Source organism: Sphingomonas sp. NFR04 (genome assembly GCF_900114095.1).
Classification (GTDB): Bacteria; Pseudomonadota; Alphaproteobacteria; order Sphingomonadales; family Sphingomonadaceae; genus Sphingomonas.
On record NZ_FORV01000001.1, the window covers coordinates 947,179 to 961,431 of the forward strand.

General features: G+C 69.1%; 11 protein-coding genes. 7 read left to right on the forward strand and 4 right to left on the reverse strand.

The window, feature by feature from the left end:
- The first annotated feature begins 250 nt into the window (after nt 1-250).
- From BM009_RS04310 to mmsB, 3 genes are all read left to right on the forward strand, one after another.
- On the forward strand, nt 251-1,288 hold the full coding sequence (locus BM009_RS04310) for an enoyl-CoA hydratase/isomerase family protein (protein ID WP_175487908.1): 1,038 nt from the start codon (nt 251-253) through the stop codon (nt 1,286-1,288).
- 12 nt (nt 1,289-1,300) lie between these two features.
- A complete protein-coding gene (locus BM009_RS04315) occupies nt 1,301-2,077 on the forward strand; it encodes an enoyl-CoA hydratase (protein WP_093294087.1) in 777 nt (258 codons plus the stop codon).
- A gap of 134 nt (nt 2,078-2,211) precedes the next feature.
- Nucleotides 2,212-3,087 (forward strand): 3-hydroxyisobutyrate dehydrogenase, encoded by an 876-nt coding sequence (gene mmsB, locus BM009_RS04320; RefSeq protein ID WP_093294089.1) that lies wholly within the window; start codon nt 2,212-2,214, stop codon nt 3,085-3,087.
- Nucleotides 3,088-3,242: 155 nt separating this feature from the next.
- Here the strand turns inward: mmsB and BM009_RS04325 are convergent, their stop codons facing one another.
- Entirely contained in the window at nt 3,243-5,264 is a 2,022-nt protein-coding gene (locus BM009_RS04325; RefSeq protein ID WP_093294090.1) for a protein-disulfide reductase DsbD family protein, read from the reverse strand.
- A gap of 80 nt (nt 5,265-5,344) precedes the next feature.
- On the opposite strand from BM009_RS04325, the gene BM009_RS04330 reads away from it, so the two are divergent.
- Nucleotides 5,345-6,982, forward strand: a complete 1,638-nt coding sequence (locus tag BM009_RS04330) for an alkaline phosphatase family protein (RefSeq protein WP_093294092.1) — start codon at nt 5,345-5,347, stop codon at nt 6,980-6,982.
- A gap of 173 nt (nt 6,983-7,155) precedes the next feature.
- Here the strand turns inward: BM009_RS04330 and BM009_RS04335 are convergent, their stop codons facing one another.
- Entirely contained in the window at nt 7,156-8,055 is a 900-nt protein-coding gene (locus BM009_RS04335; protein ID WP_093294645.1) for a right-handed parallel beta-helix repeat-containing protein, read from the reverse strand.
- 128 nt (nt 8,056-8,183) lie between these two features.
- Here BM009_RS04335 and BM009_RS04340 point away from each other — a divergent pair, with 128 nt between their 5' ends.
- The 3 genes from BM009_RS04340 to BM009_RS04350 all read left to right on the forward strand — a co-directional run bounded on the left by BM009_RS04340 (nt 8,184) and on the right by BM009_RS04350 (nt 11,582).
- Nucleotides 8,184-9,620: a circularly permuted type 2 ATP-grasp protein gene (locus tag BM009_RS04340; RefSeq protein WP_093294093.1), complete on the forward strand. Its 1,437-nt coding sequence runs from the start codon at nt 8,184-8,186 to the stop codon at nt 9,618-9,620.
- A 217-nt stretch (nt 9,621-9,837) separates the two neighbouring features.
- Nucleotides 9,838-10,773: an alpha-E domain-containing protein gene (locus BM009_RS04345; RefSeq protein ID WP_175487909.1), complete on the forward strand. Its 936-nt coding sequence runs from the start codon at nt 9,838-9,840 to the stop codon at nt 10,771-10,773.
- Nucleotides 10,773-11,582, forward strand: a complete 810-nt coding sequence (locus BM009_RS04350) for a transglutaminase family protein (protein WP_093294097.1) — start codon at nt 10,773-10,775, stop codon at nt 11,580-11,582. The genes BM009_RS04345 and BM009_RS04350 overlap by 1 nt, the downstream gene beginning before the upstream one ends.
- Nucleotides 11,583-11,740: 158 nt before the next feature.
- Here the strand turns inward: BM009_RS04350 and BM009_RS04355 are convergent, their stop codons facing one another.
- Both BM009_RS04355 and BM009_RS04360 read right to left on the reverse strand, forming a co-directional pair.
- Nucleotides 11,741-12,523, reverse strand: coding sequence for an arginyltransferase (locus tag BM009_RS04355; RefSeq protein ID WP_093294099.1), 783 nt, complete (start codon nt 12,521-12,523; stop codon nt 11,741-11,743).
- Nucleotides 12,524-12,784: 261 nt separating this feature from the next.
- Nucleotides 12,785-14,059, reverse strand: a complete 1,275-nt coding sequence (locus tag BM009_RS04360) for a glycosyltransferase (protein WP_093294101.1) — start codon at nt 14,057-14,059, stop codon at nt 12,785-12,787.
- Between the last annotated feature and the right edge of the window lie 194 nt (nt 14,060-14,253).

The following is a 14,253-nucleotide window of genomic DNA, read 5'->3' on the forward strand; positions in this document are numbered from 1 at the left end:
GTTCTGACGCGTGCGTCGTTTCCGTCGAGGAGGAAGCCGGGTTGATTTCGCTTTCCCGGAACGTTCGGGGGGAGGATGGTCCTGTGCTTCCCAGCTACTCCCACGGTCATCCCCGCGAAGGCGGGGATCCATTGGCGCTGAACCCGCGGCTCCTTCCCCCAGCGCACAGGCGAATGGATTCCCGCCTTCGCGGGAATGACGGTGGTTTTTGGATGCACCGGGAAGCCTCCCCGTGCCGGGGAGGATCTTGCTGATGGACATCCTCACCGCCATCGAAGGCCCCGTCGCGCGGCTCCGCCTCAACCGCCCCAAGGCGCTCCACGCGCTCAACACCGCGATGTGCCAGGCGATGCTCGACGCGCTCGACGCCTGGGAGCAGGATGACGCCGTCCACATCGTGCTGCTCGACCATGCCGAGGGCCGCGGCTTCTGCGCCGGCGGCGACATTCGCATGATCGCCGAGAGCGGCGCCAGCGACGGCGCCCAAGCGGCGGACTTCTTCCGCATCGAATACCGGCTCAACCACCGGCTGTTCACCTATCGCAAGCCGATCGTCGCCTTTGCCGACGGCATCGTCATGGGCGGCGGTGTCGGTATCTCGCAGCCGGCGCGGCTCCGGGTGGCGACCGAGAACACCAAATTCGCCATGCCCGAGACCGGCATCGGCCTGTTTCCGGACGTCGGCGGCGGCTGGTACCTGTCGCGCCTGCCGGGGCGAATGGGCGAGTATCTGGCGCTGACCGGCCACCGGCTCGACGGCGCCGAATGCCTCGCGCTCGGGCTCGCCACCCATTACCTCCCCGCCGAGGCGCTCGACTCCGCCAAGGCCCAGATCACCACCGCCCCGGACAAGGCGCTGGCGATCCTCGACGACCTGTCGATCGAGGCGCCGATCGCCAAGATCCTCGCGCACTATGCCGATATCGATCGGCTGTTCGCCGGCGAGACGGTCGAAGACATCTTTGCCGCGCTGGAAGCAGAGGACAGCGAATGGGCTGCGGCGACGCTCGCGACGCTGCGCACCAAATCGCCCCAGGCCTGCAAGGTCTCGCTGCGGATCGTCCATGAAGGGCGTACCATGCCCGACTTCGCCGCCGAGATGGCGCAGGAATATGCCGTCGCAACCCGCGTCTGCCGCCTGCCCGATTTCGCCGAGGGCGTGCGCGCGGTGATCGTCGACAAGGACAACAGCCCGCGCTGGTCTCCTTCCACCCCGGCCGCGGTGGACAGCGCCGCGATCGATGCCATCTTCGCTCCCGTGCCCGCCGACGCGGCCTGGAAGCCCTGAACGGAGAACCCCATGTCTTCCTACGAAACCCTCCTCGTCGAACAGCGCGGCGCGGTGACGCTGATCACGCTCAACCGGCCCAAGGCGCTCAACGCGCTCAACAGCCAGGTGCTGACCGAGCTGCTCGAGGTGATGCGCGCCTTCGATGCCGATCCGTCGCAGGGCTGTGCGGTGCTGACCGGCAGCGAAAAGGCGTTCGCGGCCGGTGCCGACATCAAGGAAATGCAGGCACAGGGCTTTGCCGACATGTACGGCCATGACTTCTTCGCCGGCTGGGACGCCTTCACCCGCAACCGCAAGCCGATCATCGCGGCGGTGTCGGGCTATGCGCTGGGCGGCGGCTGCGAAGTGGCGATGATGTGCGACTTCATCCTCGCGGCAGACAACGCCAAGTTCGGCCAGCCCGAGATCAAGCTCGGCGTCTCGCCGGGCATGGGCGGCTCGCAGCGGCTGACCCGCGCGGTCGGCAAGGCCAAGGCGATGGAGATGTGCCTCACCGGCCGGATGATGGACGCCGCCGAAGCCGAGCGCGCCGGGCTGGTCAGCCGCATCCTGCCCGCCGCCGGGCTGGTGGAAGAGGCGGTCAAGACCGCCGCCACCATCGCCGCGATGCCGCCGCTGGCGGTGAAGGCCAACAAGGAAATGGTAAACGTGGCGTTCGAGACGACGCTGGCGCAGGGCGTGCAGTTCGAGCGCCGCCTGTTCCACGCGCTGTTCGGCACCGAGGACCAAAAGGAAGGCATGACGGCGTTCGTCGAGAAGCGACCGGGGAACTGGTCCGGGCGTTGAGGCACTGAACCACTCCCCCTCCTGCATGCGGGAGGGGGCCGGGGGGGTGGGCCCCCGGCATCCGCGACACCATCGCTTGTGGAGAGGGAGCGCCCACCCCCAGCCCCTCCCGCAAGCGGGAGGGGAGTACCTGAATGGCACGCGTAGCAATTATCGGCCTCGGCAACATGGGCGGCGGGATGGCGGCGAACCTCGCCAAGGCCGGCCACGACGTCCGCGCCTTCGATCTGTCGCCCGAAGCGCTGGACCGCGCGAAGAAGGCCGGCTGCCTGCCCGCTGGCAATGCCGCCGAAGCGATTGCCGGTGCCGAGGCGATCGTCACCATGCTGCCCGCCGGGCGGCATGTGGAGGCGCTCTATAGCGAGACCTTGCTCGACCATGCCGAGGCCGGCGCGATCCTGATCGACTGCTCGACGATCGACGTCGCCACCGCCCGCCGCGTGGCCGAGGCGGCGACCCAGCGCGGGCTGCTAGCGGTCGACGCGCCCGTGTCGGGCGGGATCGCCGCCGCCAATGCCGGCACGCTCACCTTCATGGTCGGCGGCGCGGTGGCGGCGTTCGAGCGCGCCGAGCCCTTCCTCGAGGACATGGGCAAGGCGGTGATCCATGCCGGTGCCAGCGGTGCGGGCCAGGCGGCGAAGATCTGCAACAACATGATCCTCGGCGCGACGATGGTGGCCACCTGCGAAGCCTTCGCGCTCGCGGAGAAATTGGGGCTGGACCAGCAGCGCTTCTTCGACATCGCCTCGGTCTCCTCAGGGCAAAGCTGGTCGATGACGAACTATTGCCCGGTCCCCGGCGTCGGCCCGGAAACCCCGGCGGATCGCGACTATCAGGGCGGTTTCGCCGCGCCGCTGATGCTCAAGGACCTTAAGCTGGCGCTGGAAGCGGCGGCGAGCGTCGGCGCGCAAGTGCCGATGGGCGAGCGCGCCGAGCAGCTCTACGCGGCGTTCGTCGAGGGCGAAGGCGCCGGGCTGGACTTTTCGGGGATCATCAAGACGCTGCGGTGAGGGGCTGTGTGGCTACACCGCTTTCCAACCTACCGCGTCATCCCCGCGAAGGCGGGGATCCATTGGCCTGTGCGTCGCAGAAAGAGCTGAGCCGTCCTGGCAAATGGATCCCCGCCTCCGCGGGGATGACGGTGGTAGGGTGGTGAGGGTAAACCTCACCCACCCTTGGCGCGGCTCGCCAGCAGGTCCTGGGTCAGCACCTGCGGCAGCACCTCGGGGGCGTCCTGCCCCGGCTTGTACCAGAGGTAGAGCGGCACGCCGGCGCGGTTATGCGCCTCGATGAACCGGCCGAGCGTGGCGTCGCCATTGGTCCAGTCGCCGACCAGCACCGCGACCTTGCCGTCGGCCAGCGCCTGCTCCACCGCGGCGGTTTCGATCACCGCCTTCTCGTTGACCTTGCAGGTCAGGCACCAGTCTGCGGTGAAATAGGCGAAGACCGGCCGCCCCTGCGCCCGCAGCTCGGCGAGGCGGGCTTCGCTGAAGGGTTCGGCCCCGGCCATGGCGGCGGGCGCTCCGCCCGCTGCCGCCGGATGCACCAGCGCGACGCTGGCGAGCGCCAGCAGCACCAGCGGCACCGCCGGCAGCCAGGCACGGCTGCGCCCCTTGGCCTGCCGGGCGCCCGCCCACCACAGGCCCAGCGTGGCGAGCAGCATTGCTGCCAGCCCGATGGTCATCCCGTCCACCCCGGCCTGCTTGCCCAGCACCCAGGCGAGCGCCAGCGCGGTGAGGAACATCGGGATGGAGAGGATGTGCCGCATCGTCGCCATCCAGGCGCCGGGCTTGGGCAGCTTGCGCCGGAAGGCCGGCACGAACCCCAGCAGCAGGAAGGGCAGCGCAATGCCCAGCCCGAGCCCGCCGAAGATCGCCAGCCCCGCGAACCAGGGCAGCACCAGCGCGGCGCCCAGTGCCGAGGCCATGAACGGCCCGGTGCACGGCGTGGCAATGAACGCCGCCAGCGCGCCGGTGGCGAAGGCGCCGCCATGGCCCTTGCTCGCCGCACGGTTGACGAAGGCGGGCGTGGTGATCTCGAACAACCCGGCCAGGTTGAAGGCGATCGCCGCGACGAGCAGCAGCAGCACCAGGATGACGCGGGGGTCCTGCAGCTGGAACGCCCAGCCCACCGTCGCCCCCGCCGCGCGCAGCCCGAGCAGCAGCCCGCCCAGCGCGAGGCACACTGCCACGACGCCGGCGGTGTAGGCGAGCGCCTCGGCGCGCGGGCTGCCTTGGTCGTTGTTGGCCTTGGCGAGGCTCAGCGCCTTGAGGCTGAGGATCGGGAAGACGCAGGGCATCACGTTGAGGATCAGCCCGCCCAGCACCGCGGCGAAGAACGCCCCGATCGCCGCCAGCCACGTGGTCGCCGCCGGCTCGACCGCCGCGACGGTGCCGGGCTTGGCGGTGACGGTGAGCCCCTGCCCGTCGATCGCCAGCACGCCCTCCAGCGCGGCGGGCGCGGTGCGGGCCTTGGTCTCGAGCACCAGCCGGTCGCCGTCACGCACCACCGTCTGCGGCGCGGCATAGTCGACTGCGTTGGCGGTCAGCGGGTAGAAATACACATCCTTGGCCGCCGCGCCCGCCGGATAAGGCACCGCGATCCGCAGCGTGCCGCCCTCGGCCTGGAAGCTCGCCGGGGTGCTCAGCGGCTTGGGCAGCTTGGCCCGCCAGCCGTCGAACTTCGCCCGCGTCGCCGGGTCGATTGCGCCGTCGCCGATGGTGAGGCTCGTCGCCAGCTCGGCCTTTTCGGGCACGCACAGCGTATCGGTGCAGACGAGATAGTCGAGCTTCAGCTTCACCGGCAGCACGCCCTTGGCGTCGGCGGGAATGTGCAGCGTGGTCAGCCGGACGAAGGTGCCTTCATAGACATAGTTCATCAGCCCCGCGATCAGCAGTCGCTGCGGCACCGGATAGCGGAAATCCTCCGCTTTCACGCCCGCCGGCAGGGTCCAACGCGCCTCGGCGGACAGCCCCGCATCGCCGGAGTTCTGCCAATAGGCATGCCATTTCAGATCGGGCGTGGAGACCAGCGCCAGCGTTACGTCGCTGCCGGACTTCGGCTGCGTCGTCTCCGCCACGAGTTCGCTGCGGACATGCGGGCCCTTGGCGAACCCCTGTGCCATCACGGGCGTGCCGCCGAGCAGAAGCAGCAGGAGCGACATCAAAGCGAAACGAAGCTGGGCCATGGCGCCGTCCTTGCCCAGTTCGCCGCGTTCGACAATAGCTGGGTGTACCAACGTCCACCCGTGCCCGGAGCCGGCCCCGAATGAAATTGCTTGCCCCCCTCGCCGCCCTCGCGCTGGCCGCCACCCCCGCCCTCGCCCAGCAGAGCGCGCCCGCGCCCGCTGCTCCGGCCACGCCGCCCAAGCTGGTGGTGGTGATCTCGGTTGACCAGTTCTCGGCCGATCTCTTCTCCGAATATCGCAGCCAGTTCACCAGCGGCTTTGCGCGGCTGATGACCGGCGCGGTGTTCCCGGCAGGCTATCAGAGCCACGCCGCGACCGAGACCTGCCCCGGCCACTCGACGATCCTGACCGGCGACCACCCCTCGCGCACCGGCATCATCGCCAACGACTGGACCGACTTCGCCGCCCCGCGCGCCGACAAGACGGTCTATTGCGCCGAGGACGAGAGCGTGCCGGGCTCGGATTCGAACCACTACACCGTCTCCGACAAGCATCTGAAGGTGCCGACGCTGGGCGAGTGGATGAAGCAGGCCGATCCGCAGTCGCGCGTCGTGTCGGTCGCCGGCAAGGACCGCGCCGCGGTGATGATGGGCGGCCACAAGGTCGACGAGCTCTGGTGGTGGGACGGCAAGGCCTTCGTGTCCTATGCCGGCCGCACCGCGCCCGACGCGGTGACGAAGATCAACGCCGCGACCACCGCGCGCATCGCCGAGGCGCAGCCCGCGCTCGACCTGCCGGGCTTCTGCAAGGCCCGCAGCCGCGCCATTCCGGTGAGCGCGAGCCGGACCGTGGGCGACGGCCGCTTCGCCCGTGCTGCGGGTGACGCCAAGGCCTTCCGCATCTCGCCCGAGTTCGACGACGCGGTGCTGGCGCTCGGCGCCAAGCTCGCGACGGACATGAAGCTGGGCCAGCAGGGCCATACCGACCTGCTGATCCTCGGCGCCTCGGCCACCGACTATGTCGGCCACACCTATGGCACCGAGGGCAGCGAGATGTGCCTGCAGCTGCTCTCGCTCGACCAGACGCTGGGCCGGCTGTTCGAGGCGCTGGATCGCACCGGCGTCGACTATCAGGTGGTGCTGACCGCCGACCATGGCGGCCACGACCTGCCCGAACGCCACCGCGAGCATGGCGCGCCGACCGAGCAGCGGATCACCGCCGACGTGACCACCACCAACATCAGCCGCGCACTGGCAGGCAAGCTGGGCCTTACCGGCACGGTGCTGGTCGGCGGCCCGGGTGGCGATGTGTATGTCACGCCGTCGGTCCCGCAGGCGAAGCGCGCGGCGGTGCTGGCCGAGGCCGCGAAGCTCTATGCGGCGAACCCGCAGGTCCAGACGGTGTTCACCCGCGCCCAGATCGAAGCGACGCCGATCGTCCACACCCCGCCCGAGACCTGGAGCCTGTTGGAGCGCGCCCGCGCCTCGTACAATCCGGAGCGTTCCGGCGACCTGATCGTGGCGCTCAAGCCGCGCGTGACGCCGATCCTCGATCCGTCGATCGGCAATGTCGCGACGCATGGCAGCTTCTGGGACTATGATCGCCGCGTGCCGATCCTGTTCTGGCGCAAGGGCATGACCGGTTTCGAACAGCCGCTGTCGGTGGAAACGGTCGACATCGCGCCGACGCTGGCTGCGCTGATCAAGGTGCCGGTGCCGGTGGAGATCGACGGGCGCTGCCTGGATATCGATGCGGGGGTGGGCGACAGCTGCAAGTGAGCCAAGATCCTCCCCGGCACGGGGAGGGGGACCGCCGCCGAAGGCGGTGGTGGAGGGGCCGCCGCGCAAGCGGCGGTATCCAGCTCGACCAACCCGCGCCTTACGGCGCGGCCCCTCCACCAAGCCGCTAGGGCGGCTTGGTCCCCCTCCCCGTTCCGGGGAGGAATTCAAGGTCAACGTTTCTCGAACGCCCGCATCCCTGTCAGCCGGTTGTTCGCCACCGTGATCCGCCCGCCCGATAGATCCGCCACGAACGCCGGGTCCGCCGGTGCCCCCGGCGCCAGGCCGGCGGTATTGCCCTCAACCCGCAGACCGTCGGTCGGATAGGTCCGCGCCTCGGCCGCGACCACGATCAGCCCCGAGCGATTCTCCTTGTCGCGCCCCTGCACGAACATGTTCTGCGCGATCGTCCCCGTGCCGCCTTCGGGCAGGTCGATCATGTAGTTGGTCTTGCGTCCCGCGCTGTCATCGAAGCTGTTCCCGGTGATCGCCACCCGGCGCGCGCGCAGCTTGACGTAATGGCCGCCGGTGCCGCGCTCGAAGCGGCTATGGGTAATCGTCACCAGCCCATCGACCGACAGATAGACCGAATGCGAACAGTTCGGCGATTCGTCGCACTGGCCGAGCCCGGCGAAGCTGGAGCGGTCGATGGTGATGCTGCGCACCGTCGGGTGACCCCCGCCGAGAATGCCCTCCTGGCTGTCGAGAAACGTGGAGCGGGTGACGGTCAGGTCGCCCATCTCGATGCGGATGCCCGCGGCGTTGCCGTCGCGCACGCGGAACTTGCGGAACACCACGCCGTCCACCGCCGATCCCCGCCCGCGCAGCACGAACGCTGCCTTCTCCTCGCACACCGTGCGCTCGAAGATCGCGGTGCCCGGCTGCATCGCCTTGTAGGTGATCCGCCCGGCCGCCTGCACCACGCATTGCTGATAGGTGCCCGGCGCGATCAGGATCGTCGCGGTGCCGTCGCGCACCGAGGCCACGGCAGCGGCAAGGGTCGGATAGCCCTGCCCCGTCTCGGCGACGGTGAACGGCGCGGGGGCGGCGAGCGCGAGCAAGAAGAGCAACATGCCCGCATCCTGCCACGCCAACGCTTAAAAATCCGCCGATGCGCAAACGTGCACATTCCCCGCTTGTGCGCCGCAACGAAGCATTGCAGCATGCAGCCAATCGGTCACGCGGGCGTTTGGGAGCTTCGATGGGATCACTGGGGGCGTTCGACGAGATTTGGGGACATGGCGGTCCGGAGGCGCCGCGCGAGGCGTTCACCGCGCTGTCGCAATGGATCGCGGACACGCCCCCCGAAGAGCTGCAACGCCGCCAGCAATCCGCCGAGGCCGCCTTCCGGCAGCTGGGCATCACCTTCGCCGTCTATGGCGACAGCGACGCGGCCGAACGGATCATCCCCTTCGACATCGTGCCGCGCATGTTCCTGCAGCGCGAATGGCAGAAGCTGAGCGACGGGCTGGTCCAGCGGGTCGAGGCGATCAACGCCTTCCTGGAGGACATCTACGGCGCGCGGCGCATCCTCGACGAAGGGATCATCCCCCCCGAGTTGATCCTGCACAACGAGCAGTTCCGCCCCGAAGTCGCCGGCATCCGCCCGCCGCACGGGGTGTGGGCGCATATCTGCGGGATCGATCTGGTCCGCACCGGGCCCGACGAATTCTACGTGCTGGAGGACAATGCCCGCACGCCTTCCGGCGTCTCCTACATGCTGGAGAATCGCGAGGCGATGATCCGGCTCTGCCCCGAGCTGTTCCGCGATTTCCGCGTCGCGCCGGTCGACAGCTATCCAGACATGCTGCTGGAGACGATGCGCTCGGTGGCGCCGCTCGGCCGCGCCCGGCCGGTGTGCGTCGTGCTGACGCCAGGGCATTTCAACTCCGCCTATTACGAGCACAGCTTCCTCGCCGATTCGATGGGCGTCGAGCTGGTCGAGGCCGCCGATCTCGTGGTGGACGACGACGTCGTCTATATGGAGACGATCGCCGGGCGGGTGCGGGTGGACGTGATCTATCGCCGCATCGACGACGATTTCCTCGATCCCCTGGTCTTCCGCCCGGACTCGCTGCTCGGCGTGCCGGGGCTGATCGCCGCCTATCGCGCGGGCAACGTCGCGCTGCTCAATGCGCCGGGCAACGGCATCGCCGACGACAAGGCGATCTACAGCTACATGCCCGAGATCGTCCGCTTCTATTCGGGCGGCGAGGCCAAGCTGCCCAATGTGGAGACCTGGCGCTGCCGCGAGCCGCAGGCGCTGAAATATGTGCTCGAGCATCTGCCCGAGCTGGTGGTGAAGCTGGTCGACGGCTCGGGCGGCTACGGCATGCTGGTCGGCCCGACCGCGACCAAAGAGCAGATCGAGACCTTCCGCGCCGCGCTGACCGCCGAGCCGCATCGCTATATCGCCCAGCCGACGCTGGCGCTGTCGACGGTGCCGACGCTGACCGAGAAGGGCCTCGCGCCGCGCCATGTCGACTTCCGCCCGTTCGTGCTGACCGGCAGCGACAAGGTGCGCGTGGTCCCCGGCGGACTCACGCGCGTGGCGCTGCGCGAAGGATCGCTGGTGGTCAATTCCAGCCAGGGCGGCGGCACCAAGGACAGCTTCGTCCTGCTTGGGGACGCGGCATGAGAGGGCTCCACTTCGATCCTCCCCGGCACGGGGAGGGGGACACGCACCAAACTCGCCATCGTCATCCCCGCGAAGGCGGGGATCCATTGGCGCTGATGCCGCCGTTCCTGCCCCAAACGCACAGGCGAATGGATTCCCGCCTTCGCGGGAATGACGGTGGATATTTGGCGGGCGCCAGCCTGAAAGCCGATCTAGTGGAGGAGCAGCACCCATGATGATGCTCTCCCGCACCGCCGCCGCGCTCTACTGGCTCGGCCGCTATGTCGAGCGCGCCGACTTCATCGCGCGACTGGTGGAAGCGACGATCCGCCTCGACGCGCTCTCCGCCCGCCCCGCAGGCGAAGCCGCGTGGCAGAGCGCCCTCACCGTCAGCTATACCGACGAGATCTTCGCCGCGACCGGCCATCCCGCCACCCAGGCGCATGTCGCGCGCTTCCTGACGCTGGAAGCGGACAATCCCGGCTCGATCACCCGCTGCCTGGAAATGGCGCGCAACAACGCCCGCGCCGTGCGCACCGCCCTCACCCGCGAAGCCTGGACCGCGATCAACCGCGCCTGGTGGCTGTTCGCCAACCGCGCCTCGACCGGCGGGGCGACAGAGACGCTCGGTCTGGTCGAGCAGGTGAAGGGCGAGACGCGCGGCTTCGAAGGCGCGATCCACCGGATGATGCGCAACGAGGCGACGCTGCTGATCCAGCTCGGCGCCGCGATCGAGCGCGCGGACAACACCGCGCGGCTGGTCGACGTGAAATACCACCTGCTGCTGCCCGCTGGCGAAAGCGTCGGCGGCGCGGTGGATCGCGACCAGTGGACGACGATCCTCCAGACCGTCTCCGCCGTGACCGCCTATCGCTGGCTCTATTCGGAAGGGCTGCGGCCGGACAATGTGATCGACTTGCTGGTCAGCCGCGCCGAGCTGCCGCGCAGCCTCGCCGCCTGTGTGGAGGAAAGCGTGACCTTGCTCAGCCAGCTCGCCAAGCGCACCGGCCTCCAGGGCGAGGCCGACCGCATGGCCCGCGCCCGGCTCGCCCGCGTCCAGAAGGCGCGCACGCCCGACATCATCGTCGGCGGCCTGCACGAATATCTGGAAGCCTTCATCGCCGAGAACGCGCTGCTCGACGGCGCGATCGCGCGCCAGTTCCGGTTCCTGTGATGCGCATCGCCGTCGAACACCGCTCGGTCTATCGCTTCACCCAGCCCCAGGCCCGGATCGTCCAGATGCTGCGGCTGACGCCCTGCGACACCCAGCACCAGACGGTCGTGAGCTGGATGGTCGGCGTCGATTGCGATGCGCGGCTGCGCGACGCGGTGGATGGCTATGGCAACGCGGTGACGATGCTCTACGCCGAGGGTCCGATCGAGGCGATCGAGATTGCGGTGACGGGCGAAGTGCTGACTCAGGACAATGCGGGGGTACTGCGCGGCACGCCCGAGCCGCTGCCCCCCGCCCTGTTCCTGCGCACCACCCCGCGCACCGCGCCCAGCCCGCAGTTGGCGGCGTTCGCCGCCGATGTGAGCGCGAGCACCGCCGACCCGATCGAGCGGCTGCACCGGCTCAACCAAGCGCTCCATGCCCGTTTCCGCTGCGTGCCCGATGTGCCCGATACCGGCCTCACTGCCGCAGAGGCGTTCGCCGGCAAGGCCGAGGCGTCGCGCGACGTGGCGCAGATGTTCGTCTCCGCCGCGCGCACGCTGGAGGCACCGGCGCGCTATGTCTCGGGCTATCATCTTGACGGCGACGCCCAGTGCGCGCCGCATGCCTGGTGCGAGGCCTGGGTGCCGGGGCTGGGCTGGGTGGCGTTCGATCCGGTAACCGGCATGTCGCCGAACGACGGCTATGTGCGGGTGGCGGTCGGCCTCGATTCCGAAGGCGCCGCGGCGGTGGCCGGGCATCGCATCGGGCATGGCGAGGAACAGCTGGCGGTGGACCTGCATGTCGATCGGCTGGGGAACGAGGAGTAGGCGAGTAGCGACTGCCGCCATTCTCGCAAAGGCCTACGACCGTCATTCCCGCGAAGGCGGGAACCCATTTGCCAGGACGTCAGGGAAAGAACCGCAAACTCAGCGCCAATGGATCCCCGCCTTCGCGGGGATGACAATCTAGTTGAACGAACGTCCGCTCAAGCCAGCGCGGCTGCCACCGCGTTCGGCATCGCCCCCACCGCTTCTTCGTCGACGAGCAGCGACCAGCCGGTCGGCCCCAGCACCTCGATCGGGCGATAGCGCGTCTTGTACGCCATGCGCGCGCTGCCCTTCACCCAATAGCCGAGATAGACATAGGGCAGCCCCGCCGCGCGGGCGCGCAGGATATGGTCCATGATGATGAAATTGCCCATGCTAGACCGCGTCTCGTCATCGGTGACGAAGAAGCTGTAGATCATCGACAGGCCGTCGCCCTGCTGGTCGGTGATGCACGCCCCCACCAGCCGACCCCGCTGGCCGTCCACCGAAGGCTCGCGATATTCGACGACATAGGAGCTGACCGGCGACTGCTCGACCATGTCGGCATAGTCGCTCTCGTCCATCGCCGCCATGCCGCCGCCGGGGTGCCGCGAATCGAGATAGCGCTTGAGCAACTCGTACTGCTCGCCGGTCGCCCAGGGCTTGCAGGCGGTGACTTCGAGATCGCTGTAGCGCTTGAGCAATTTCCGCTGGGTGGCGTTGGGCTCGAACCCGTCGGTCAGCACCCGCACCGAGGCGCAGGCGGTGCAGCCCGCGCAGCTCGGCCGATAGGCGACCGACTGGCTGCGGCGAAAGCCGATGCGGCTCAGCGCATCGTTGAGTTCGCCGGCATGGTCGCCGGAAAGTTCGGTGAAGATCTTCCGTTCCTGCCGCCCGGGCAGATACGGGCAGGGCGACGGGCTGGTCACGAAAAAACGCGGGAAACGTGATAATGCGGTCACCGCTCAGCCGTCCTCTGCTCCATCGGGCCGTCCCGACCGGCCCCTCTTATGCCGTTATGGGGTTGGTTTTGGATGATGAAAAGCGCGTTTACCATCAATCAGGGCCATTCCCGCGCCATCGGCTTTCCCGAGTGACGCGGAACGGGACGATTCGGTTCCGCGGTAACCATGGTTCGCTGCGAAGCGGGACCGGACGAGCGCCGGGAGCGCGCAAGATCCGGCCGCGCCACCCCTGACGAGCGAATCGAGTCGCGGCCGAACTCAGCCGAGTCCCAGCGCGTCGAGTGCCGCCCCGACTCCGTCTTCCGCGACGAGTGCCGCCCCCGCTGCGCGCGCCCGCGCGGCAATGGTGGCACTCGCCAGCAGCCGCGCAAGGACGGCAGATGCACGCGCGGGGGTGTAGCGGCGCTTCGGCAACGAGAGGCCCAGCCCGGCGCGCTCGATCCGCGCGGCATTGTCGAACTGGTCGCCGAAGATCGGGCAGACGAGTTGCGGCACCCCCGCGCGGATCGCCTGGCCCGTGGTGCCGATGCCGCCATGGCCGATCACCGCCGCGGCGCGCGGGAAGATCTGCGAATGCGGCGCATAACCCGCCACGAGCACGGTATCGCCGGCGAGGTGCCGATGCTGCGCCAGCAGATCCTCGCCGACCAGCAGCACCGCCCGCATGCCCAGCCGCCGCGCCGCCTCGGCGCTCGCCGCATAGAAGCCGTCCTCGGCATAGACCGCCATGCTGCCCAGCGTGAAGACGAGCGGCGGCGGCCCCGCCGCCAGAAACGCCTCGATCTCGGCGGAAAGCCCCTCCCCCGCGAACCCGCCGTCGTAGAAAACAAAGCCGGTCTGCGCGAAACTGGGCGGGACATCGCGCGGCGCAGGCGAAAAGACGGGCGACCAAAGACCGATCGCCCGGTCCACCGCCAGGGGACCTGCCAGTACTTCGTTCCCCGCAAAGGGCGGCGCACCGGCACCCTCGCGCATCACGGCGAACGGCTTGAGCCCCTTGGCATAGCGGCGCTCGGCCAGCCGCAGCAGCGGCCGCACCGCGCCCGGGCCGAACCAGCGGCGCAGCGTCACCAGCGCGGTTTCGCCGCGCGTCAGCACCGGCGGATCCTCCGCCGACAGCAGGGTGATCGGCTGGAGCAGCGCCGAGGCGAGCGGCACCCCCGCCGCCTGCGCCGCAATCCGCGCATGGATCGAGAAACTGCTGGCGAGCACCAGATCCGCGTTCGCGACCACCGGCGTCAGGTCCGCCAGCGTCACCTCGGCATAGGGCACGAGCACCCGGTTGATGATGAAATCGAAATCGGTGGCGATCGCCCGCGCGATCTCACCCTCGTCCATGCCGGTATCGGCGAGCAGCTGCGGCCCGTCGGGTCGGATGGGGTGGAATTCGATGCCGTGCCGCTCGGCGATGCCGCGCACCGATTCGGCGCCTGCGAACACGGGCGTGTGGCCCCGCGCCTGCATGCCGAGTGCCAGTGCGATGAACGGGTGCACGTCGCCCAACGTGCCCAGCGTCGCCAGTACCACCCGCATGCGCTTGTTCCCCCCTAGGGGAGCAGGGTGATTACTGGATGGAGGCGCAGCGTCAATGAAGATCCTCCCCGTCACGGGGAAGGGCTACCGTGCTTTCCTCTGAGACCTTTCGCCATCCCCGCGAAGGCGGGGATCCATTGGCGCTGGTGCGGCGGTTCTTTCCCCCAGCGCCGAGGGCAATGGATTCCCGCCTT